Annotated in this window: 22 protein-coding genes; 15 read left to right on the forward strand and 7 right to left on the reverse strand. The window is 57.2% G+C overall.

Going from position 1 to position 22,247, the window contains the following annotated elements:
- Positions 1-44 precede the first annotated feature (44 nt).
- From ilvB to HY011_22865, 15 genes are all read left to right on the forward strand, one after another.
- Complete coding sequence (ilvB, locus tag HY011_22795) at positions 45-1,748, forward strand: biosynthetic-type acetolactate synthase large subunit (protein ID MBI3425765.1); 1,704 nt, start codon at positions 45-47, stop codon at positions 1,746-1,748.
- A gap of 55 nt (positions 1,749-1,803) precedes the next feature.
- Entirely contained in the window at positions 1,804-2,352 is a 549-nt protein-coding gene (gene ilvN, locus HY011_22800; GenBank protein MBI3425766.1) for an acetolactate synthase small subunit, read from the forward strand.
- 160 nt (positions 2,353-2,512) lie between these two features.
- The gene (ilvC, locus tag HY011_22805; GenBank protein MBI3425767.1) at positions 2,513-3,529 is read left to right on the forward strand and encodes a ketol-acid reductoisomerase; all 1,017 of its coding nucleotides are present in this window, start codon (positions 2,513-2,515) and stop codon (positions 3,527-3,529) included.
- Positions 3,530-3,577: 48 nt separating this feature from the next.
- Positions 3,578-4,348, forward strand: a complete 771-nt coding sequence (locus HY011_22810; protein MBI3425768.1) for a class I SAM-dependent methyltransferase — start codon at positions 3,578-3,580, stop codon at positions 4,346-4,348.
- 58 nt (positions 4,349-4,406) lie between these two features.
- Entirely contained in the window at positions 4,407-4,865 is a 459-nt protein-coding gene (locus HY011_22815) for an aspartyl protease family protein (GenBank protein ID MBI3425769.1), read from the forward strand.
- Between the two features lie 2 nt (positions 4,866-4,867).
- Positions 4,868-6,427: a citramalate synthase gene (locus HY011_22820; GenBank protein ID MBI3425770.1), complete on the forward strand. Its 1,560-nt coding sequence runs from the start codon at positions 4,868-4,870 to the stop codon at positions 6,425-6,427.
- A 35-nt stretch (positions 6,428-6,462) separates the two neighbouring features.
- Positions 6,463-7,386 (forward strand): DNA adenine methylase, encoded by a 924-nt coding sequence (locus HY011_22825; GenBank protein ID MBI3425771.1) that lies wholly within the window; start codon positions 6,463-6,465, stop codon positions 7,384-7,386.
- Positions 7,383-8,504 (forward strand): restriction endonuclease, SacI family, encoded by a 1,122-nt coding sequence (locus tag HY011_22830; GenBank protein MBI3425772.1) that lies wholly within the window; start codon positions 7,383-7,385, stop codon positions 8,502-8,504. The genes HY011_22825 and HY011_22830 overlap by 4 nt, the downstream gene beginning before the upstream one ends.
- Positions 8,505-8,531: 27 nt before the next feature.
- Complete coding sequence (locus tag HY011_22835; GenBank protein ID MBI3425773.1) at positions 8,532-9,497, forward strand: DUF1835 domain-containing protein; 966 nt, start codon at positions 8,532-8,534, stop codon at positions 9,495-9,497.
- Between the two features lie 20 nt (positions 9,498-9,517).
- On the forward strand, positions 9,518-10,195 hold the full coding sequence (locus HY011_22840; protein MBI3425774.1) for an ankyrin repeat domain-containing protein: 678 nt from the start codon (positions 9,518-9,520) through the stop codon (positions 10,193-10,195).
- Positions 10,196-10,210: 15 nt separating this feature from the next.
- Positions 10,211-10,621, forward strand: coding sequence for a hypothetical protein (locus HY011_22845; GenBank protein MBI3425775.1), 411 nt, complete (start codon positions 10,211-10,213; stop codon positions 10,619-10,621).
- A gap of 177 nt (positions 10,622-10,798) precedes the next feature.
- Positions 10,799-11,614: an alpha-ketoglutarate-dependent dioxygenase AlkB gene (locus HY011_22850; protein ID MBI3425776.1), complete on the forward strand. Its 816-nt coding sequence runs from the start codon at positions 10,799-10,801 to the stop codon at positions 11,612-11,614.
- 119 nt (positions 11,615-11,733) lie between these two features.
- Complete coding sequence (locus HY011_22855) at positions 11,734-12,477, forward strand: hypothetical protein (GenBank protein ID MBI3425777.1); 744 nt, start codon at positions 11,734-11,736, stop codon at positions 12,475-12,477.
- 33 nt (positions 12,478-12,510) lie between these two features.
- Positions 12,511-14,151 carry an AMP-binding protein gene (locus HY011_22860; GenBank protein ID MBI3425778.1) on the forward strand — a complete coding sequence of 547 codons (1,641 nt, stop codon included), beginning with the start codon at positions 12,511-12,513 and terminating at the stop codon, positions 14,149-14,151.
- Between the two features lie 76 nt (positions 14,152-14,227).
- Positions 14,228-14,662 carry an acyl-CoA thioesterase gene (locus HY011_22865; GenBank protein MBI3425779.1) on the forward strand — a complete coding sequence of 145 codons (435 nt, stop codon included), beginning with the start codon at positions 14,228-14,230 and terminating at the stop codon, positions 14,660-14,662.
- Positions 14,663-14,844: 182 nt separating this feature from the next.
- Here the strand turns inward: HY011_22865 and HY011_22870 are convergent, their stop codons facing one another.
- The 7 genes from HY011_22870 to HY011_22900 form a co-directional block, all read right to left on the reverse strand.
- Complete coding sequence (locus HY011_22870; protein MBI3425780.1) at positions 14,845-16,584, reverse strand: hypothetical protein; 1,740 nt, start codon at positions 16,582-16,584, stop codon at positions 14,845-14,847.
- Positions 16,585-16,611: 27 nt separating this feature from the next.
- Positions 16,612-17,004, reverse strand: coding sequence for a hypothetical protein (locus HY011_22875; GenBank protein ID MBI3425781.1), 393 nt, complete (start codon positions 17,002-17,004; stop codon positions 16,612-16,614).
- A 251-nt stretch (positions 17,005-17,255) separates the two neighbouring features.
- A complete protein-coding gene (locus tag HY011_22880) occupies positions 17,256-17,777 on the reverse strand; it encodes a hypothetical protein (GenBank protein MBI3425782.1) in 522 nt (173 codons plus the stop codon).
- A complete protein-coding gene (locus HY011_22885; GenBank protein MBI3425783.1) occupies positions 17,749-18,333 on the reverse strand; it encodes an RNA polymerase sigma factor in 585 nt (194 codons plus the stop codon). Before HY011_22885 ends, HY011_22880 begins: the two co-directional genes overlap by 29 nt.
- Positions 18,334-18,391: 58 nt before the next feature.
- The gene (locus tag HY011_22890) at positions 18,392-20,341 is read right to left on the reverse strand and encodes an ABC-F family ATP-binding cassette domain-containing protein (GenBank protein ID MBI3425784.1); all 1,950 of its coding nucleotides are present in this window, start codon (positions 20,339-20,341) and stop codon (positions 18,392-18,394) included.
- Positions 20,342-20,501: 160 nt separating this feature from the next.
- A complete protein-coding gene (locus HY011_22895; GenBank protein MBI3425785.1) occupies positions 20,502-21,026 on the reverse strand; it encodes a hypothetical protein in 525 nt (174 codons plus the stop codon).
- Positions 21,013-22,197 (reverse strand): sulfite oxidase, encoded by a 1,185-nt coding sequence (locus HY011_22900; protein MBI3425786.1) that lies wholly within the window; start codon positions 22,195-22,197, stop codon positions 21,013-21,015. Before HY011_22900 ends, HY011_22895 begins: the two co-directional genes overlap by 14 nt.
- Positions 22,198-22,247 lie beyond the last annotated feature (50 nt).

Below are 22,247 nucleotides of genomic sequence, written 5' to 3' on the forward strand. Positions count from 1 at the left end.
AAAGCAACGGGTACTGTTATGCCCAGGATTGAGGGAGAACTTATATGAAAATGCGTGGCGCACAAATTCTGCTTGAATCGTTGCGATGCGAAAACGTGAAGCATGTGTTCGGCTATCCGGGCGGCGCAGTGCTGCACATCTATGACGAACTCAACAAGCACGAGCAGGAACTCGGCATCAAACATTATCTGGTACGGCACGAACAGGGCGCGTTGTTTGCCGCCGCCGGTTACGCCCAAGCGACTGGCCAGGTAGGCGTAGCGCTCGTCACTTCCGGCCCTGGCGGCACCAATGCCGTCACGGGCATCGCCAATGCGTTCATGGATTCGATCCCAATGGTTGTTTTCACTGGCCAAGTGCCGACGCATTTGATCGGCAACGACGCTTTTCAGGAAGCCGATTTGACGGGCATCACGCGTTCATGCACGAAGCACAATTACCTGGTCAAAAAAGTCGAAGACCTGGCGCCGACGATCAAAGAGGCCTTTCACGTTGCGGCCAACGGGCGGCCCGGCCCGGTACTGATTGACATGCCCAAGGACATGACCGCGCAAGAGATCGAGTTCAGCTACCCCGAAACGATTCAACTGCGCAGCTACAACCCGCAAGTTCAACCCAGTCAAAAACAAGTCCGCAAAGCTGTCGAAGCCATGCTCAAAGCCGAACGCCCGGTGCTGTATCTGGGTGGCGGCGCAGTTGCGGCAGGTGCGTATGAAGAAGTACGCCGGTTGGCTGAACGGCTGAACCTACCGACGACCTGCACGCTGATGGGCCTAGGCGCGTTCCCGGCCAGCCATCCACTGAGTTTGGGGATGCTGGGCATGCACGGTGGTTACTGGACGAACATGGCCGTGAACAATTGTGATCTGTTGATCTCGATTGGCGCGCGTTTCGACGACCGTGTGACCGGCAAGATTAGCGAGTTCGCCAGCGGTGCCAAGTTCATCCACGTAGACATTGACCCATCCTGCATCAGCAAGAATGTGCCTTGTGATTATCCGGTCGTAGGCGATGCCCGCGCCGCGACTAAAGCCTTCCTGGCCGAGGTCGAAGAGCAATTGGCAGGTGGCGCAAAACTGGCCTCGAAGGATTCCTGGCACGCCCAGATCGCCGCATGGCGCAAACAACATCCATTCTGGTTCAAAGAAGAAGGTGATGTCATCAAGCCGCAATTTGTCATCCACGAATTGCATCGCATCACCAAGGGCCAAGCCATCGTCTCTTCTGACGTGGGCCAGCACCAGATGTGGACGGCGCAACTTTACGGCTTCGATTCGCCGCGTCAGTGGCTGAATTCCGGCGGCTTGGGCGCGATGGGTTATGGCTTCCCCTCGGCAATGGGCCCGGCGGTGGCTTACCCCGACAAACTTTGTGTCGCGGTCGTGGGCGATGGCGGCTTCCAGATGTCTATGAACGAATTGGCGACGGTCAAGCAGTACAACATCCCGGTCAAGATTCTGATCATCAATAATGGCTATTTGGGTATGGTGCGCCAGTGGCAAGAGCAGTTCTATGAACACCGCTATGCGCACGTCAATCTGGAAGTCTCGCCCGATTTCGTCAAACTGGCCGAAGCTTATGGCGTGCCCGCTCTGCGCGCGACCAAGGCCAGCGAGGTCGCTCATACACTCGAAAAAGGCTTGAACATCCCCGGCCCGGTGTTGATCGAGATGAAGGTGGCGCGCGAGGAAAACGTGTTTCCGATTGTGCCGGCAGGCGCGGCGTTGAAGGACATGATCTTAGCTTAAGGAGCAGGCAGGTGTGAGTTCACGCCGCTGACATCCAAGCAACAACTAAATGACTATGCGACATACAATTTCTATTCTGCTTGAAAATGAATACGGCATGCTCTCGCGCGTGGCTGGTCTCTTCAGTGCACGCGGCTACCAGATTGACACGCTCAGTGTCGCCCCGACGTTGGAGGATGGGGTCTCGCGCTTGACGCTGACGACGCACGGCAACGACCACGTCATCGAACAGATCGTCGAACAGACGCGCAAGATGGTGCGCATCCTCGATGTCGTAGACATGACCGCCAACCCGCACGTCGAACGCGAGATGGTCATGCTCACGGTCAGCGCGCATCAGGGCGAAGAACGGCAAGAAGTCTTAAGCCTCGTCGAAATCTTCCGCGCCCGCGTGGTGGATGTCTCGAACGATACGTTTATCGTCGAGTTGACCGGCAATGCCGAAAAGGTCAACGCCTTTATTGAACTGCTGCGGCCCATCGGCGTTCACGACATGGTCCGCACCGGCACCGTCGCGCTGACGCGCGTCGCCTACATCAAAGCGCAAAAACTGAAAGACGATGACGAAGAGTTTTCGGAATTGTCGCTGAACGAAAAAGTCTAAATCGAGTTCTGTGTTCTAGGTTCTGTGTTCCAGGTTCTAGGTTGCTCCCTACTTGTTGGTATGAACTTCAACCATAAAACCCAGAACCTAGAACCTAGAACCTAGAACCTGGAACACAGAACCTGGAACCTGGAACTTCCCTAAGGAGCACTCAACTGCAATGAACATTTATTACGACAAAGACGCTGACCCGAACGCCCTCAAAGGCAAACGCATCGCCATCATCGGCTACGGCTCGCAAGGCTTCGGGCACTCAAACAATCTGAAAGATAGCGGCGCGGATGTGATCGTTGGCTTACGCGCGGACAGCCCCTCGGTGGCGAAAGCCCAAAGCGCGGGCCTTGAAGTCCTGCCTGTCGCCGATGCCGCCGAACGCGCGGACATCATCATGCTGCTCACGCCCGACGAATTGACGCCCGGCATTTATAAACGCGACATCGAACCGCATTTGAAAGCGGGCAAGTACCTGGCTGTCGCGCACGGTTTCTCGATTCACTTCAAAAAGATTGTGCCGCCCGCTGACGTCAATGTCTTCATGGTTGCGCCCAAAGGCCCCGGCCACCTGGTGCGGCGCGAATATGAAAAGGGCGGCGGCGTACCTTGTTTGATCGCGGTTGCCCAGGACCCCAGTGGCGATTCCAAGCAGGTGGCGCTCGCGTATGCCAGTGCCATCGGCGGCGCGCGCGCGGGCGTGATCGAAACGACCTTCAAAGAAGAAACTGAAACTGATCTGTTTGGCGAACAGTCCGTGCTGTGCGGCGGCGTGACGGCGTTGATTCAAGCCGGTTTTGAAACGCTGGTTGAAGCGGGCTACGCGCCCGAAATGGCCTATTTTGAATGCCTGCACGAGATGAAGCTGATCGTTGACCTGATGTATGAAGGCGGCATTTCGACGATGCGCTATTCGATCTCGAACACGGCTGAATACGGCGATCTGACGCGCGGCAAACGCGTCATTGGCCCGGAAGTCAAAGAGCGCATGAAGGAAATTCTCGGCGAGATTCAATCCGGCCAATTCGCTGACGAATGGATGGCTGAGGCCGAATCCGGCAAGCCCAATTTCACGCGGCTGGTCGAAGCTGAGAAGAAACACCAGATCGAAGACGTTGGCGCCAAGCTGCGCGGTTTAATGCCGTGGCTGGCGTCGAACAAGATCGTAGACAAAGCCAAGAACTGAGGCAGCCGCCATTGCAATGCGAACGGCCTGCCAGGAAAGGAATCTGACATGCACTCCACCGCGCAAGCGCAACACAACGAGTCCATCGTAGATCAATTCACCCGGCAGGCCGTTCCCTTTTCCCGCATTGCCGCGCAATCCGAAGAACTGCTGTTGGAAATGTCTGGCGTGACGGGCGCAGACACCGTGCTCGACCTCGCGTGTGGCCCCGGCATCGTCGCCTGCGCTTTTGCTACTCGCGCCAAACACGTCACCGGCATTGACCTGACGCCCGCGATGATCGAACAGGCGCAGAAACGCCAGCGCGAACAGCAACTCGACAACCTGACCTGGCAAGTTGGCGATGTCTTGCCACTGCCGTTTGCCGACGCCTCCTTTTCGACTGTCGTCACGCGCTATTCGTTCCATCACTTCCTGAATCCCCAAGCCGTTTACGCCGAGATGCTGCGCGTTTGCCAGCCGGGCGGCACCGTAATGGTCGTGGACGCCGCGCCGCCGCCGGAAAAGCAGAACGCTTACAACCACGTCGAAAAGCTGCGCGACCCATCGCACACGCGAGCGCTGAATGAAGCAGAGTTTTTGCAGATGGCTGCGACGCTTGGGCTGCAAGAAATTAAAACTGCGCATTACTATTTCGAGGTGGATTTGGAATTGGCGTTGAAAGGTTCGTTCCCCAACCCCGGCGATGACGAAAAGATTCGCCAGCTTTTCCGCGCTGATGTCGGCCAAGATCGCTTGGGATTGAACGCACAGTTCAGCGGCGCTGATTTTCATTTTGCCTACCCAGTGCTTATACTGGTTGGGAAGAAAGCCACCTGAGACTTCTTGGCGGCCAACCGAAAACGGAGGCATGGCGCGGCAACGCGATGAACTACTTATGGGACAAGTTAAAACGCAAATTACGATTACTAACCGTTTAGACGAAGGTATGGCTGAGCGCGGTGTGCTGCCTGCCGATCAAGTCCGCCGCATCACGCTCGACAACGTGCTGGCGGATACGGGGGCGACGCATCTATGCTTGCCCGCAGAAATCATCCAGCAGCTTGGCTTGTCTCCGTTGAAACAGGTTTTGACTTCAACAGCGGCTGGCTATCAAAAGACGACCGTGTACCAGGATGCGAAAGTTTCTATCCAAGGGCGTGAAGGAATCTTTCAATGTGTCGAGCTACCAGGCGGCGAACATCCGTTGCTTGGTGTCATCCCGATGGAAGATCTCGGCCTTGAACTGGATTTACAGAAACAGCAAATGCGCTTATTGCCGATGGAGCCTGGCAACACTTACGTGATGATCTATGCCAACCGGCTAACGCACGAACCACCAGCAGAGGAAAGGTGAAGATGAAAGACAACTGGGTAGAAATTTACGACACGACACTGCGCGATGGCGCGCAAGGCGAAGGGCTGGCCTACACCGTTGAAGACAAGATCAAGATCGCGCGCGTGCTCGACGAACTCGGCGTCACCTACATCGAAGGCGGCTGGCCCGGCGCCAACCCCAAAGATGTAGAGTTTTTTGAACGCGCCAAATCGCTCGGCTTGAACAGCGCCCTGTTCGCTGCCTTTGGCAGCACGCGCCGCGCTAACGGTCACGCCAGCGATGACACCGTCGTGCAAGGTTTGCTGGCCGCGCAAACGCCCATCGTCACCATCTTCGGCAAGTCGTGGGACTTTCACGTAGACATTGCGCTCAAAACGACGCTCGAAGAAAACCTGCGCATGATTGCCGACACCGTCAGCCATCTGAAAGCCTGCGGACGCCGCGTGTTTTATGACGCCGAACATTTCTTTGACGGCTTCCGCGCTAATGCCGAATACGCGCTCGACACGCTGGTCAGCGCCGCCAAGGCCGGAGCCGAAACGATCATCTTGTGCGACACCAATGGCGGCACGCTGCCCGAACGCATTGCCGAAGTCGTGGCGCTGGTCAAAGCCCGCCTGCCGCAAGTGCGCATCGGCATCCATTGCCACAACGACAGCGAACTGGCCGTCGCCAATTCACTCGCCGCCGTCGAAGCGGGCGCAACGCACGTGCAAGGCGTGATGAACGGCTACGGCGAACGCTGCGGTAACGCCAATCTCTGCTCGGTGATCCCCAATCTCGAACTCAAAATGAATCGCCGCACGCTGCCCGATGGCAAGCTCAAGCTGTTGACGCACACCAGCCGCTATATCAACGAAGTCGCCAACCTCGTTCCCAATGAGCGCGCCGCTTTCGTAGGCCGCTCGGCCTTCGCGCACAAAGGCGGCATCCACGTTTCGGCGGTGATGAAAGCCAAAGAAACCTACGAACACATTCACCCCGAAGACGTCGGCAATGAAACCCGCGTGCTGGTCAGTGACCAATCCGGCGTCAGCAACATTCGCTTCAAAGCCGATGGCCTCAGCGAAGAGTTCAACAAGAACCCTGAAGCCGCGCGCCGCCTGCTCAGCGAACTCAAAAAGCTCGAGCACGAAGGCTATTCGTTTGAAGAGGCCGATGCTTCGTTCCATTTGCGCGCGCTATCCGCCTTGGGTAAACGGCATCGTTACTTTGAACCGATTGAATACCGCATCTGGGTCAGTTCCTCCGGCAGCCCCGAAGCCGTCGTGCGCATGCAAATCGGCGACAATCAGGAGCATTCCGCCAGCCTCGGTGACGGCCCCGTGCACGCGCTTGATCAAGCGCTGCGCAAAGCCCTGTTGCCGCATTACCCGGCCATCGAAAGCTTCCACCTGATTGATTACAAAGTGCGCATCCTCGATGGCGAAAATGCCACCGCCGCCCGCACCCGCGTCCACATCGAAACCAGCAACGGCGAGAAGTCGTGGAATACGGTGGGCGTGGCCGAAAACATCATTGCGGCTTCGTGGGAGGCGTTGGTAGAAAGTTTTGAGTTCGGGTTGCAGCAAAACGGTTAGGTAGCTAAGAATCAGTGGTGGGGAGTAACCATTGCATGTTGAAAAAAGCTAAAGCGCTTTCCCAAATCTTTCTGGATGAACAATTTGAAGTAGAGCGAACCAGCGCCGTTCAGTTACGCGTGCGCGGTCGCCGCCGCATCGTGTTCGGTTGGTATGGCGGCAAGTTCTCGCACCTGGATTGGCTGCTGCCATTGTTGCCGCGCTGTCACCATTATTGCGAACCGTTCTCAGGTTCGGGCGCGGTGTTGCTCAATCGGGAGTCATCACCTGTTGAGACTTATAACGACATTGATGGCGAGGTCGTGAATTTCTTTCGCATGCTGCGTGAGCGCCACGAAGAGTTGATCCGCGTCATCGCCCTGACGCCTTTTTCCCGTGAGGAATATCACCGGGCCATTTATGGCGCGACCGAAGACGTTAGCGACGTAGAGCGCGCTCGTCGCTTTTATATCAAAGCGCGCCAAACCCGCACGGGGCTGGCGCAAACTGCCTCGTTGGGGCGTTGGGCGAATTGCAAAGACACTAGCCGCGCCGGAATGTCAGGCGTTGTTTCACGCTGGCTGGGTGGCGTTGAAGCCCTCGACGAAATCGCGCAGCGTTTGTTGCGCGTACAAATCGAAAACCGCCCTGCCACAGACATACTGCGCCTTTATGATGGCCCCCAGACGTTGTTTTATTGCGACCCGCCTTATTTGCACGTGACGCGCGGCGATGCCAAAGCCTATGGTTTCGAGATGGACGAAAACCAGCATCGTGAATTTGCCGAAGCCGCCAATTGCTGCGTTGGCATGGTTGCCGTGTCCGGCTACGACCATCCGCTGATGAACGAATGGTTCAAGCCGGAGCGCTGGTTCAAGACCCTGGGTTCAGACAAAACCATTCACTCGACGAAAGACACACGCCAGGAAGTGCTGTGGACGAATTACGATCCGCACATTCAAAAAGGACTTTTTGGATGACGCCCGATGAAATCCTGCGAGGCATTCAAGCGCGTGCGCTGGCTACGTTAAAGGTGTCCGTCGTCGCTGACGCGGCCATACGGGAGCGCGTTGACTACGTCTGTCGTTGTCTGAGCAACCGCGCTGGCGTGCGCTTGCTGATGGCTTGTCTGCTCGGCAAGCTGCATCAGCCAGCCGTAGATCCGCGCAAGCCTTACACTGAGATTGGCAGTGACGACAGCTTTTCGGGACGCACGTATGACGAGCGCTATCTGACCAAGTTCATCAACGAAAATCGTTTACCCATCAATCGGACGACGGCCTTTCTCACGCCTACGCTGCGCAACATCAATCATGCGCTAACCACTGACCGCCAGTTGGTCGGCAGACCGCGCGAACTCTATCAAAAGACGTTGGAACTGTTGGAAGACGTAGCCGAGAACCGCATTACAGCCGAGGCGCTCTTCGTTGAGACAGTGCGTGTATTGCTGGAAATGCGTGATGAGACGCTCGCGCGCATGGATTCACTGCTCAATACGTTCAAACGCGCCGAAGGGGCCTTACCTTTATCCTCAGAAGCCATCTTGACGCTGATAAGCCAGCATCTCGCTTGCAAAAACGCGAGCCGCTTGCCAGTGCTGATTGTTACGGCGGCGTATAAAGCAGCAAGCGCGCAACTAGCAGAAAGGCCGTTGCCGTTGAATGCCCACAATGCTGCCGATCTGCAAACCGGATCGTTGGGCGACGTAGAAGTTTGCTTATTGGATGATGATGCAGTAGTGACGGCCTACGAGATGAAGATGAAACGTGTCACACGCGATGACATTGACGCTGCCGTAACGAAGATCGCCACCGCGCTACCGCGTATTCATAACTACCTTTTCGTGACAACTGACGTCATTGACCCGTCCGTAGCCGAATACGCCGCGACTTTTTATGAGAAGCTCGACGGCGTTGAGATTGCGATTCTTGATTGCATTGGCTTCTTGAGGCACTTCCTGCATCTCTTTCATCGGCTACGCGCAAATTACCTGAATGCTTATCAAACGCTGGTTTTGAATGAACCGGACTCCGCCGTGAGCCAAACACTCAAGGAAGTCTTCCTAACCTTGCGCAAAGCTGCCGAAAGCGGCGAATGAGAGACTATTCTCTTTGAGGGCTAAACCATGCTGCACATTCACAATGGCGATTCGACTGCCAGCACGCTACGTGAAGCGGGTTTCCCGGGCACGCATTTCGCCTTTCGTGAGGCTTTAGCAACCGGGCCGACGCCGCAAGGCTTGAGCAAAGACGAATGGTTTGCCGTGCGCGCCAAACACCTCGCTGGCATGGCTGCGCAAGAGGTGGCGAGCATTCAACAGGAATTGCTGGCACAAGCTGCCACGCTTGCCAGCGCGAACCAACACGACGAAATCATCCTCTGGTTCGAGCACGATCTGTTTTGCCAGATTCATCTGATTTACCTGCTCGATCATTTCGCCCAGCATCCCGTTGCGCCCGCGCGTCTCAGTTTGATTTGCATTGGCGCATTTCCTGGCAAGCCCAACTTTCACGGGCTTGGCGAATTGACTGCGGAGGAAATGGCATCTCTCTTTGACTCGCGGCACGAAGTCAACGCGATGGAATTGCAGTTGGCACAGCGGGTGTGGCAAGCCTTTTGCTCGCCTGATCCGCAAGCCATTATCACTTTGCTTGACGAAGACACTTCGGCGCTGCCGTTTTTGCGCGGCGCATTGTTGCAACATCTGGCGCGCTTCCCTGCCGTTCGCAACGGCCTGAGCCATGCTGAAAACACCTTGCTCGCGCTCATCGCCGCAGGTAGCACCGCTTACATGAAACTATGCCCGGCGTTCTTTAACGCCGAACCGGCTTACGGGCTGGGCGATACGCAAATTCAAAGCGACCTCAAACACATGGCCGCTGCGCCGCCGCCGTTGCTGCAATTGACCGGCTTGGCTGAGGCAAACGGCTGGCGCAACGTCACGTGCGACCTCACCGCAATCGGCCAGCAAGTCCGCGCGGGCCAAGCCGATTTCGTCAGCCTCAACGGCATTGATCAGTGGCTAGGCGGCGTACATCTGACCACGGGCCATTTGTGGCGTTGGGATGAACAGCAGACAAAACTCGTGTGAAGCTTTGGCAAAGGAGCAATATGCTTGAACAAATTACCGCTGGACGCACCGATCTGGTCTTTGATTATTTAGCGGCGGGCAATGCTGCCGCCGCCACCGATGCCGCTGGCGTATCGCTGCTGCAATGGTGCGCGTATTACGGCGATGTCAGCGCCATGCGTTACTTGCTCACCCAAGGCGCAACGCTGGCGGCGCTGGGCGACAACCTCGATCTCAACGGCGCGGCGTTTCATGGGCACTGGCGGCTCTGCTTATTCCTGCTCGAAAACGGCGCGGACGTGAATCAGCCGTTGCCGGACACGGGCGAAGCGGTGCTGCACGCCGCTTTGTGCAAAGCCAACAGTCCGGCGCACGAACTGGTCATTCAGGTATTGCTCGCCAAAGGGGCCGATCCAAATTGCGTCACCAAACCAAACGTCGAAACGGGCGGCTTTATGCGTGACTGCCGCACCAAAGGGGAAACGCCATTACATCGCGCGGCGGCGTTCGGTTCGGCACGCACCATCCAAATGTTGCTGGACGCTGGCGCCATTGTTGACGCCAAGGATATGAATGGCGATTCGCCGCTCGGTTGGGCCAGTTGGTATTTGCGCCCGGATGCCATTCTCCGCCAGCTTTGTTACGGCGACTTTTACATTCGCCCTGATCGAGAGCCGGGCGGCATGGATGCATATCTACGCGGGACGCCGCGCGTCTAAACCAAGCTGAACATCATGCTTGCCAAATTCCGCTCAATTCATCTTTACGCCGGTTGGCTCTTTGTGTTGATCTTTGTGCTGACCGGCCAATACATGCGCCACGTCATTCACCCGGCAATGGTGGCCGACCCGGTCTTGCGTTATTCGATCCGCGCCAATCACATTTACATTTTGCTATTCGGCCTATTGCATCTTTGTCTGGGCGCGTATTGGCGTGTCAGTGAGAGATGGTACCAGCAGCGGCTGCAACTGGCCGGATCGAGTTTCTTGTTGCTGGCGACAGTGGTGACCATTGCGGCATTTTTCTTTGAACCGAAAGTCGGCGAAGCGCGACTTGGCGTGCTGAGTGCAATGGTTGCGGCAGTGGTTGGCGTAGGGTTACATTTGCTCAGCGTTCGCAACACATCACATCCACCTGAGGAGTAACCAGACGAATGTCAGAAGCCCGCATCGAAGTCTTTCGCAAAATGCTCGCCGCCGAACCGCATAACACGACTGTGCGCTTTGGCCTCGCCAATGAATTGTTGAAGCTGGAACGTTGGGATGAAGCCGCGCAGGAATTGCAAACGTACCTGGGCCAAACTGACGATCAAGGCAATGCGTATGGCAAGCTGGCGCAAGCGTTGGAGCGGTTGGGCCGCACCGCAGAAGCGCGCGCCACCTATCAACAAGGCATTGCCGCCGCCAACCGCCACGGCCATCCAGGCATGGCGCAAGAATTTGAAATGGTGCTGGAAGAGTTATAACAGCGCGCCTGCTCAGTTAAACCTTGTGTCGAACTCAAGCGGCGAACAACTTGGATTCGGATTTTCGGTCGAAACAGCCACACCGCGCGCACCACTGCTTGATTCGCTGCCTGACGCCGACGTCCGACTTTTTGCGAACTTCTATGACAGCGCCACGGCTACCGCGCTGTTCGACGAGCTCCTTTCCCAAACGCCTTGGGCACAACGTCACGTCAAAGTCTACGGCCAGCTTCATCCCGAACCGCGCTTGACCGCGTGGTATGGCGATGGGGGCAAAGGCTACAGCTATTCCAGCCTGACGCTCGAACCGTTGCCGTGGACGCCCACGCTCTTGCAAATCAAAACACGAATTGACGCGGTGGCAGGCGTCAACTTCAACAGCGTCCTACTCAATCTTTATCGTGATGGACGCGACAGCAACGGCTGGCACCAGGACAACGAGCCGGAGTTGGGGCACAATCCCGTCATCGCGTCGCTCAGTTTGGGCGCAGTGCGGCGCTTTCAACTGCGCCACAAATTCCGCAAAGACGTACCCAAGCTCGAACTGGATTTGCCGCACGGCAGTTTGCTGGTAATGGCCGGGCCGACACAGTATTTCTGGCAACACCAGATTCCGAAGACGGCCAAACCCGTTGTGGCGCGCATCAATCTGACGTTTCGTATAATTTCATGAGAAGAATTTGGATAAGCTATCGCAAGAACTTGGCAAGTCTAGCGTAAGAATTTATTTTACCCGCTTCCGACTACAGCCAATTACGTTATTGATCTCCAAACCACTATGATGGAGGAACTATGTCCAGTAACCAACCAATCTCAGATTCGCGTAAAAGCTTGGCTTCAAAAATATTTCAGCCCTTAGTGTGGACTACTATTGGTGCGCTGACAGCTTTGGTGGCCGTGCGCTTTCTCTACCCTAATGCAGAGAATGTAAAAATCAACTTCTTCGGCAAGCAATTAGAGGTGGCCGTAAAAAATAAGCAAGTCACCCATGAAGAACTACTAAATGAGATTTTCGCTAAAGATTTCGCGCGTGCTGGCGCAGTTGATTGGGTAAAGAAAAACCAAGGGCTTTATCCTTTCACTGATACTGCTCTCGTGGAGAAATTCAGTGAAATGTTGCCAGACAGACCTCCTGCCAGCCAGCAAGAAACCCTCCAGCAACGGACAGAACGATTACAAAAAGCTATTGAGAAAGTGCCTTCAGTTCGAGAGTTACGGCGCAAATCCAAGGATCGTGAGGCACCGTTCCAACCAGTTGGCGAAATTATCCAAGTAAAATACCAAAAGAGCGGTACCAAAGGCCGAGCATTTGTGCCGTATGGCAGTTATTTAGTTGGCAGGGTAATTGAGCTTTATGATCAAGCTGAAGAAAAGCTTCTCACTTTACGTTGCGAGGAGGGTATTTCAGGAGCGGATGGAACCAAAGTACTGCTCAACCCCAATCAGTTTAAGTATCTATTCGGCAGTATTGCACCTGGAATGGTCAACGCGATCGTAATCGAGGTCAGTAATAGCAAACAACTCAGCAACTTATGATTGGCATTGGCTAAAGCCACACGAGACAATCCGATGAGTTCTCAATTCCCACCCTTCCGCGATGTCACTGTCGGCGCGCTGCTCACGCGTTTGGCCGCATCTATCCCTGACAACGAAGCGCTGGTTTACACCGACCGCAACTTGCGTTTGACTTTCGCGCAACTGGAAGCCGAAGCGCGGCTGATCGCGCGCGGCTTGCTGGCGAGCGGCGTCGAGCGTGGCGAACGTGTGGCGTTGTGGGCGACCAACGTGCCCGAATGGGTCGTGCTGCAATTCGCGCTGGCCAAAATCGGCGCGGTGCTGGTGACGGTCAATACTTCGTTGCGCGCGCAAGAAATGGATTACCTGCTGCGCCAGAGCGAAGCCGCCAGCGTCATCACCATCGGCGGCTTCCGCGATGTGGATTACGTCGCAGCACTGCGGGAAATCGGCGCCGTTGGCGACGTGCGCTTGCCCGCGTTGAAGCGCGCGTTTTATCTCAGCCGGGGCGAAGCGTGCCCGGCGGATCTGACGCCGTATGACAGCTTGCGCGAACTGGCCGCGCAGGTCAGCGAAGCCGAACTCGACGCGCGCGAAGGTCAGGTCGGGTTGGACGATGTCATCAACATGCAATACACGTCGGGCACGACCGGCTTCCCCAAAGGTGTGATGCTGTCGAGCCGCAACATCGTCAATAACGGGTATTGGATGGGCGAAGGTTTGGGCTACACGCCGCAAGATCGCCTGTGTCTGTGCGTGCCGCTCTTTCATTGCTTCGGTTGCGTCATCGGCGTGCTGGGCGCGTATACGCACGGCGCGTGTTTATGCCCGCTCGAAGCGTTTGACGCGCGCAAGGTGCTTGAAACGGTCGAACGCGAACGCTGCACTTCGCTTTACGGCGTGCCCACGATGTTTCTGGCGGAGATGGAGGACCCGGAATTCGCCCGGTTCAATCTCAGTTCGCTGCGCACCGGCGTGATGGCTGGGGCGCTCTGCCCTGAGGCCTTGATGAAGCGCGCCATCGCCGAAATGAACCTGCGCGAGATCACGATCATTTACGGCCTGACCGAAGCCTCGCCCGGCATCACACAAACCCGGCGCGACGACACGCTCGAACACCGCACCCAAACCGTCGGTCAGGTCTTGCCCGAAATGGAAGTGCGCATCGTTGATCCCGTCACGCGTGCAAGTGTCGGCCTGAATCAACCCGGCGAATTGTGCGTGCGCGGCTACAACGTGATGCTCGGCTATTACAACAACGCCGAAGCAACGGCGGCGGCGCTCGATACCGATGGCTGGTTGCGCACCGGCGATCAAGCGACGCTGGATGCGGACGGTTATGTGCGCATCACCGGGCGCATCAAAGACATCATCATTCGCGGCGGCGAAAACATCGCGCCCAAAGAGATCGAAGATTTCCTACGCCAGCACGACGCTGTGTCTGACGTGTATGTCTACGCCATCAAGAGCGCATTCTTTGGCGAAGAGGTCGCGGCGGCGGTGCGGCTGAAACCTGGCCTAACGGTGACGGCGGACGAATTGAAAGCCTTTTGCCACGATAAACTGGCGCGCTTCAAAATTCCGAAACACTGGCGCTTCGTCAACGACTTCCCGCAGACGGCGTCGGGCAAGATTCAAAAATTCAAGCTGCGCGAACAACACGAACAAGAACTCGACACCTCTTCCATGAAGTGACACGAAGGAAACACGAAAGGAATTCTCTTTCTTCGTGTCTCCTTCGCGTCACCTCGTGGAAAAAGATTGCTGACTCATGACCAAACCAATCATCACCCGCGCCCAATTCCCTTTCTGGTTCCCCATCGAAGTCCGTTGGGGCGACATGGATGCGATGGGCCACGTCAACAATTCGATTTACTTCCGCTATTGCGAATCGGCGCGCATCGCCTTGCTGCGCCGCCTGAATATCACCGGACGCGCCGAAGGCAGCCAGCACGGGCCGACGCTGGTCACGACTTCCTGCGATTTCAAACGCGAGGTCAAATACCCGGCACAACTCGATGTCGGCGTGCGTGTCGAAGCTCTCACGCGGCGCAGCTTCGCGATGCAATACGCGATGTTCTTTGCGGGCACGGATGAGCTGGCGGCGGTGGCCCGCAGCGTCAACGCCTGGGTAGATTATGCCGAGCTGCGCGCAGTGGAATTGCCGGAAGAGTTGCGGGCGGCGCTGGCGCAGTATCAAACCTGAAGGCATAGTCAGTGCTGCCGCAAAAATTCTTTGACAACCACGAAGAACCGAAGAGCACGAAGAAGGAAGAAAGAGAAGCAGTAGGTTTCGCTTGGCTTTTCTTCTTTCCTCCTTCGTGTCCTTCGTTTCTTCGTGGTTAAAAGGCCTTGTCAACGTACTTTCTGCGCCTTACTTAACCCGCCTCAACGTTGCGGCAACCCGCGCGCAAACACGCCGGGCTTGGTGCGTTTGAAATAAATCTCGGCGTTGCCGTCGCGCTGATCGAACCAGACCACATAGACAGCCGCACTGGTCGCCGCCACCGTCGGATGCAGCGAATCGCCCGGCGCGGCGGTCAAGCGCGCATCCGGCGTCCAACTCGCGCCGGCGTCCGGCGAGTGTTTGTAATACACCTCGGTATTGCCAGCGCGCCCGTCATACCAAACCAGATGCAAGTCCTGGCCCACCGCCGCCAAGCTGGGCCGTGCCGAAACGCTGGGCGCAGCGGTCAGGCGTTGCGCCGCTTCCCACGTGCGCCCGCCATCGGTCGAGCGCCGGTAATAGATGTCCCATTCGCTGCCAGCCAGCGCCAGCCGCCGTTGAAACTCTTGCAGCAAGGCTTCTAATTGCGCCAGGTCGCCGCCGCGTTGCACCCAGGCGGGCGCGGCGGTTTGAATCTGTTTCACTTTGTCCTGCACGCGGATTTGCAGCGCCTGCCATTGATCTACGCGGGGCAAATCGTCCGCCGGCCCCGGCGTATAACTCAACCCCATCAGTCTGACGGCTTCATCAATCTTGCGTTCTTTTTCGAGATACGAAGCGTTTTGCTGCCCCAATGCTTCCAACTCGCGCAGGATGGTTTGCAGTTTGAGCACATCGCCACCTTGGGCAATCCAGCGCAGCACTTCCGCCTGAAGCAATTGATATTTCTCTTGCGTGCGGCGTTGCGCGGCGAGTTCGGGATGCACAACGGTCACGCCAGCGGGCGCGGGATCTACGGCTAAGCCCACCAGGCGCATGGCTTCATCCAACTTCGCCTCGGCCTCGCGCGGTTGAAAGGGGCTGTCCTGCTGATCGAACCAAACCAGATGCACTTCATTGCCGTTGGCGGCTAACGAAGGCGCCCACGAATTGGCCGGGTTATTAGTCAGCCGCAACGCCGGTTCCCACGTCGCGCCGCCATCGGTAGAACGGCGGAAATACTCCTCTTCGTTGCCGTCGCGCGTGTCCACCCAGGCGGCATAGATTTGTCGCCCGGCCACGGCAATGGTCGGCACCCACGAATCATCGGGCAAGTCTGACAGGCGCTGCGGCGTTGACCACGACAAGCCCGCGTCGGGCGAATGCGCGGTGTAAATCTCGGCTTGGGGTCCATCCTGATGACTGACCCAAACGACATGCACTTGCTCGCCCTGCGCCGCGATGGAGGCGAAGGCCGAAGTGTTGTCGTAGGTCAGTTGCCAATCTTCACCCCACGTCGCGCCGCCGTCGTGCGAAGCTTTGAGATAGAGATTCAGCCCTTCGCCGCTGCGCGCGTCGTGCCACACGACATAAACGTGATCGCCCGCCGCCGCAATCGCCGGGTGTTCGCGCGGCGACGGGTCATTGCTCAACCGCACATCCGGCCCCCACGTCAGCCCGCCATCGGTCGAACGTTTGTAATAGACCTGCGCATTGCCGTCGCGCTGGTCGTACCAAACCACGTGCACGCGCCCGGCTTCATCGGCGGCAATGCTCCACGCGAAGTTGTAACTCAGTTGCGAGGCCGCCGGATCGAAGGTCAACCGCTGGTCGGCCAGCCATTGACTGCGCGCCGGGGCAATTTGTTGCGCCAGTGTTTTCCCGAATGCGGTTGCGTGCGACGCAATGCCAAGGCCGCTGACGGCCAGCGCCAGTACGGCGAATAGACACACAAATTCCTTCACGCTTTGTGAGCGTTGCATAACTCCTCCTGGTCGAATCGTGAATGGTTACCTGGCCTGCGCTTTGGTTTTGAGTTCGCGCAACCGCGTTTGCTGTTCCGGCGTGAGTTTGTTTTTGAGCCGAATGAGCAAGACCATTTGGGTGCGTTTGATGTCTTGCTCAAGGCCGAGCACTTTATCCAACTGCGCGATGATCGTCTGTTCGCTCATCTGATCGGCTTTGAGCAACGCCGCAATCTTTTCGACGCCGTCCTCCAGCTTCCATTGCAACTCGGTCAGCACGGTTTGTGTTTTACGGACTTCGGCTTTGATGTAACTCTTCTGCTCTTCACTCAAGCCGAGTGCTTGCTGATTCTGCATAATCAATTCCGGCGGGAACAGGTTTTCAGAAAGGTCGGTATCTTCTGCCCGCGCAACCGGCACAGCCAGTAATAGCAACATGCATACAAGCAGCGTTGTTGTCCTTACTGGCGCATTCGAACGTTGCTCCGCTGCCCTGAAAGGGCGCAATTTAATAGCCGGGGGCAACGCCCCCGGAATAGCGCCGATACATTCGGCCCTGAAGGGGCCGCATTTGATGTTGAATGCGGCCCCTTCAGGGCCGTGGTTCACCGCGCCGCCACCGGGGGCGTTGCCCCCGGCTATTAAATTGCGCCCTTTCAGGGCGTTAACTGAATTTCGCAAAGGGGTACTCATAGCTCCTCCATTTCGTTGTTCTGCTCAATCACGAACGGCTTGATTTCCAGGCGCGGCACGCCCAAACGTGGCACTTCTTTCAACCAACGCTCGCCGGGGGGTTTCAGTAAAAAATCCGTCGGTGAACGCCATTGCGAAACCAATGTTTCCAGCGGCAACGGCGGGGAGAGCCTGTGTCGCCGTTGTTTCGCTTGCCTGACAGACTTGCCGCTTGATGCGGCGATGGCCTGCTCCTGCGGTTCGCGCAACGGCGCAGGTACGGCGTGCTCGGCAGGCGGTGTCACCGGCAACGCAATCCGCTCAACCGGCGCGCGTCTGAAAAGCGCGAACCACACACCAGCGCAAGCCAGCAACGCCAGCGCCACGACGGCCCAGCGCCACACAGGCCGCTGGTTGGCGTTGTCTGCGCTATGCGCCGCAGCGGTCGCCCACGTGCGCGTGAACGACGGCGTGCGCCGCGTGTCTTCCTGCTTGAGTGCTTGAAACAGTTCATTGAACTGCCGGTCTGGTTGCTCCATCGCTGACCTGCTCTTCCTGTAAAAGTTGGCGCAGCCGCTTTTTGCCGCGCTCGTAATGTGTGCGCGCCGCGCCCAGCGAGACGCGCATCACCACAGCGGCCTCGGCCAAACTGAGTTCGTGATAAAAAACCAAGTGCAAGACTTCGTGCTGCCGTCGCGGCAGCACGGTCAATGCATGGCGCAACTGCGTTTGTTGTTCCGCGCGCAACAACGCGTCGTCAGGACTGTCTGCCAATTTCACCGGAGCCGCGCGCTCGCCGTATTTCAACAAGCCAAATCCGCGCAGCCAGTGCCGCCGCCGCTCATCCGCCGCCGTGCGGCGAATCACGGCAAACAGCCAGGTCTTGAACGCGGCCCGGCCGTCATAGCGCGCCTTGCCTTCGAGCACTTTCAAGTAAACCGCCTGCAACACGCTCTCGGCTTCACCATGCTTGTGCGCGCAACAACTCAGCGCCCAGCCGTAACATTCGCTGTGGTACCGTTCCAGATTGGCTCGCAATTCGGCGCTGTCCATCAACTTCAGTACGTCCGGTTTCGCAATGTGTTCGTCGCGCAATTAGTCGTTTGGCGGGCGCGCGTATATGACAGGCTGTAGGAAAAATTATCCGTGACGATTAGACCAACTCCGCCAACGCCGCCCAGCGCTCTACATCCGCATCCAACGCGGTGTTCAGCGTTTGCAACTCTTCGTAAAGTTGCGCGACCAGCACGTGATCGCTGGCGTGGGCGTCAAGAAGTTGTTCAATCTCGGCCTTGCGCGCTTCCTGCGCAGGGATGCGGGCTTCCAATTCTTCCAACTCTCGTCTCTCTTTGAAGGTCAGCTTGCGTTTGCCGGAAGCATCAGCGGCGGGCTTTTCGACCGGCGCTTTGGCAGCGGCGGCAGCGGCTTTGACAGCACCGGCTTGCAATGCAGCCTCGGCACGTTCGCGGTCGCGGATTTCGATAAACGTCGAATAATCGCCTGGGTATTCGCGAATCCGGCCTTCTCCCTCAAACCGAAACAGATACTCAATCGTGCGATCCAGAAAATAACGGTCGTGGCTGACGACGACCAGACAGCCGGGGAACGTTTCCAGATAATCTTCCAGCGCGATGAGCGTGGCGATGTCCAGATCGTTGGTGATTTCATCCAGCAGCAAGATGTTCGGCGCTCTCATCAACAGCCGCAGCAAATACAAGCGCCGCCGCTCGCCGCCCGACAGCGTGGCAATCGGCTGATATTGCATCGCGGGCGCAAACAGAAAGCGTTCCAGCATCTGGCTGGCCGTGATCCAATCGCCATCGCTAGTCTGAATGCGTTCGGCCACTTCTTTAACGTAATCAATCAAGCGCTGCTCGCCGGGCAAATCGCGGCTCTCTTGATCGTAATAGCCAATCACCACCGTCTGGCCTTTCTCGACCTTGCCCGTGTCGGGTTGCAAACGGCCCGCGATGATTTCAAGCAACGTCGTCTTGCCCGAACCATTCGCGCCGATCACGCCGATGCGGTCGCCGCGTTTGAACTGATAGCTGAAATTACTGACGATCTGTTTGTCGCCAAAACGTTTGCTGATGCCATCCAGCGTCAGAATCTTGCCGCCCAGCCGTTGCGCATCAAACGCGATGTCCAAGCTTTTCTTTTCGGCGATGGCACTAGCAGCTTCGCGGGACTTTTGAATGACCTCGTTGGCGTTGTCTATGCGGGCTTGCGATTTGCGCGTGCGCGCCTTGGCCCCGCGCCGCAACCATTCCAATTCGCGCCGCGCCATTTGTTTCAGGCGTTGCGTCTCTACGACCTGGCGTTCCTCCTGCTCCTGCTTCTTTTCCAGGTAGTAGGCATAACCACCAGAGAACGATTGCACGCGCCCGCGCTCGATTTCCAAAATGCGATTGGTGACGCGATCTAAAAAGTAACGGTCGTGCGTGACCAGCAGCAACGCGCCTTTGAAATCACGCAGATACCGTTCCAGCCATTCGACCGTCTCGGCATCCAGATGATTGGTCGGCTCGTCCAGAATCAGCAGGTCGGGTTTGATGATCAGGCTGTGCGCGATGGCGACACGTTTGCGCTGCCCGCCCGACAGCGTGTTCATCTTAGCGTTGAGCTGGCTGATGCCCAGTTGCGCCAGAATCGTCTTGGCCTCGGTTTCCAACTGCCACGCGCCGCTGGTGTCCAGCTTGTGCGCCAGTTCGGACACGCGCGCCAGCAGCTTTTCATCCTCACTTTTTTCTGGCCCTCCCGCTTCGGCCAACGCGCCGCACGCCGTCTCGTAATCGCGCAACAAATCCAGCTTCTCGCGCAAGGCCGCATTGTTGCCGCTGAAGACCGCCTCGCTCACCGTTTGCGCCGGATCATACGGCGGATTTTGCGACAGGTAGGCGATGACCCGCTCGTTCGACAGCACGACGCGGCCCGTGTCGGTGGCCTCTTCGCCCGCGATGACGCGCAACAGCGTGCTCTTGCCGCTGCCATTCGCGCCGATCACGCCGATCTTGTCGGCTTCGTCGAGGCCGAAGGTGATGGCGGAAAAGAGCGGCTTGATGCCAAAGGTTTTGCTGACGTTTTCGAGCGAAAGGATATTCATAGAAACAGGTAACGCATTGCCCGTCGCCGAGAGAGTGTGCGTTCCACATACAGGAAATAAAAGCGCGAAGCTTCCTTTTTCGCAATACGCTTCTGTGAATCAGGAAAAGGAAGCTCCGCGCTTTGTTATATTTTGTGCTCGGGCCAAGCGCGCTCTCAGGCTATTTCAAAGGCCGCACCGGATAGTTTTTGAAGAGGTAATCCACCAACGGGTCTTTGTCATCGTCTTTGACCACTGCACCCCAACGCACCATTTTTTCGACTTCGCGTACCCAGCCGGGACGCGCCAAACGTTGCACAACGATCAAATCAGCTTCGTGGCAGAGCAAGCAGCGCGCTTCGTAAAGCTCTTTGCCACGCGCTTCATTCGATGCTGCCGCTGCCGGGGCCGCCACCGGGCGCGGGGCAAAGCGTGCGGCGAAGTAATCCACCAGCGTGTCTTTCTCTTCGTCTCTGACCACTGCGCCCCAACGCACCATCTTCTCGACCTCGCGCACCCAACCTGGGCGCGCGAGTTTTTGGGCGACGATAACATCGGCTTCGTGGCACAGCAGGCAGCGGTTGCGGGCGATGTCTGCGCCTTTGCCGTCAGGCAAGTCTTGCTTGGCAGTGACGGAACGCAGACCCGTGGCGGCAACCAATGCCAGAAACACAAGCGCAATTTTGAATAAGTTAGGCTTCGACATTGATCCTCACTTTATCAATCACGTTCCAGAGATAGCCGGACGGGTTCCATTGCGGGGCGACGGGTTGCATGTTGCCTTTGTCATCGGTGGCGCGTGCCATCAGCAGATACGAACCGGGTTTGGTGATGTTGAAGGTATGCTCGAACGATTGCCAAGCGTACTTTTCGCGCTCCTTGCCCAGCTTGGCCAGTTGCCAGGTCGAGCCGTTATCCATTGAGACTTCGACTTTGGTGATGAAGGATTCGCCCGCCCAGGCAAAACCGCTGACGCGCACAGGGCCAGCTTTTTGTTTGGTCCCATCGAGCGGTGCGTTCAAAAACGATTTCACGAAGAGACCTTTCACCGGCTCCATGTCTTGCGGCGCGACGGCTTCACCAGGGGCGACGCGCCGGTTGGGATAACGATAGGCCGTCTTGACAAAGAAGCCTTCGTGCTCTTGCGGAATGACCGCGATGTGTTGCAGCCATTTGACGGCGTAAGCGCCTTCCCAACCGGACGCCACGGCGCGCAACGGAAAGCCGTGCAGCACGGGCAAGGGCTGGCCGTTCATTTCATAAGCCAAGATCGTATCCACGTGCATGGCTTTTTCGAGCGGCAGGTTGCGGATGAATTCGGGTTGCTTGCCCACGGCTTTGTCCGCACCGTCCAGCGCGACATATTTGCCGGTTGTCTTGACGCCCGCGCGTTTCAACACATCGGCCAGCCGCACACCTGTCCAGCGCGCCGTGCCAACTGCGCCGCGTTCCCATTGAATCCCCGCGACCGGCGGCTCGTAAAAGGCGCGGCCATTGCCGGCGCATTCCAGCGTGACGGTGACAGTGGCGCGCGGGAATTTCTTCAACTCATCCAGCGTCAGCGTGTAGGGCTTGTCCACTTCGCCATCAATCGTCAGCTTCCAATCCTTTTCGCTAACGGTCGCCGCATAGGCGTGATGGCGCACGTAAAACAATTCATTCGGCGTGAGATAAGAGTTGAGCAGACTGACCGGCGTCTCCAAGTCTTCGGGACGCGCCGAACGCACGATCAAGCGGCTGTCTTTGCCTTTGAACGTAGCGCCTTGCGCGAAGGCTGCGCCGGGCAAAAGCTGGCTCAAGCCCAGCGCGGCGCCGGTTTGCGCTGCGCCAATCAAAAAGTCGCGGCGGGCTGCCGCACGACGGGATTGCTTCTTCATTACACTTCCTCGCTGGTGATAAATGATGTCTGTGTTGTCACGTTGATGTA

This window comes from Acidobacteriota bacterium, from assembly GCA_016196035.1.
Taxonomy (GTDB): Bacteria; Acidobacteriota; Blastocatellia; order RBC074; family RBC074; genus JACPYM01.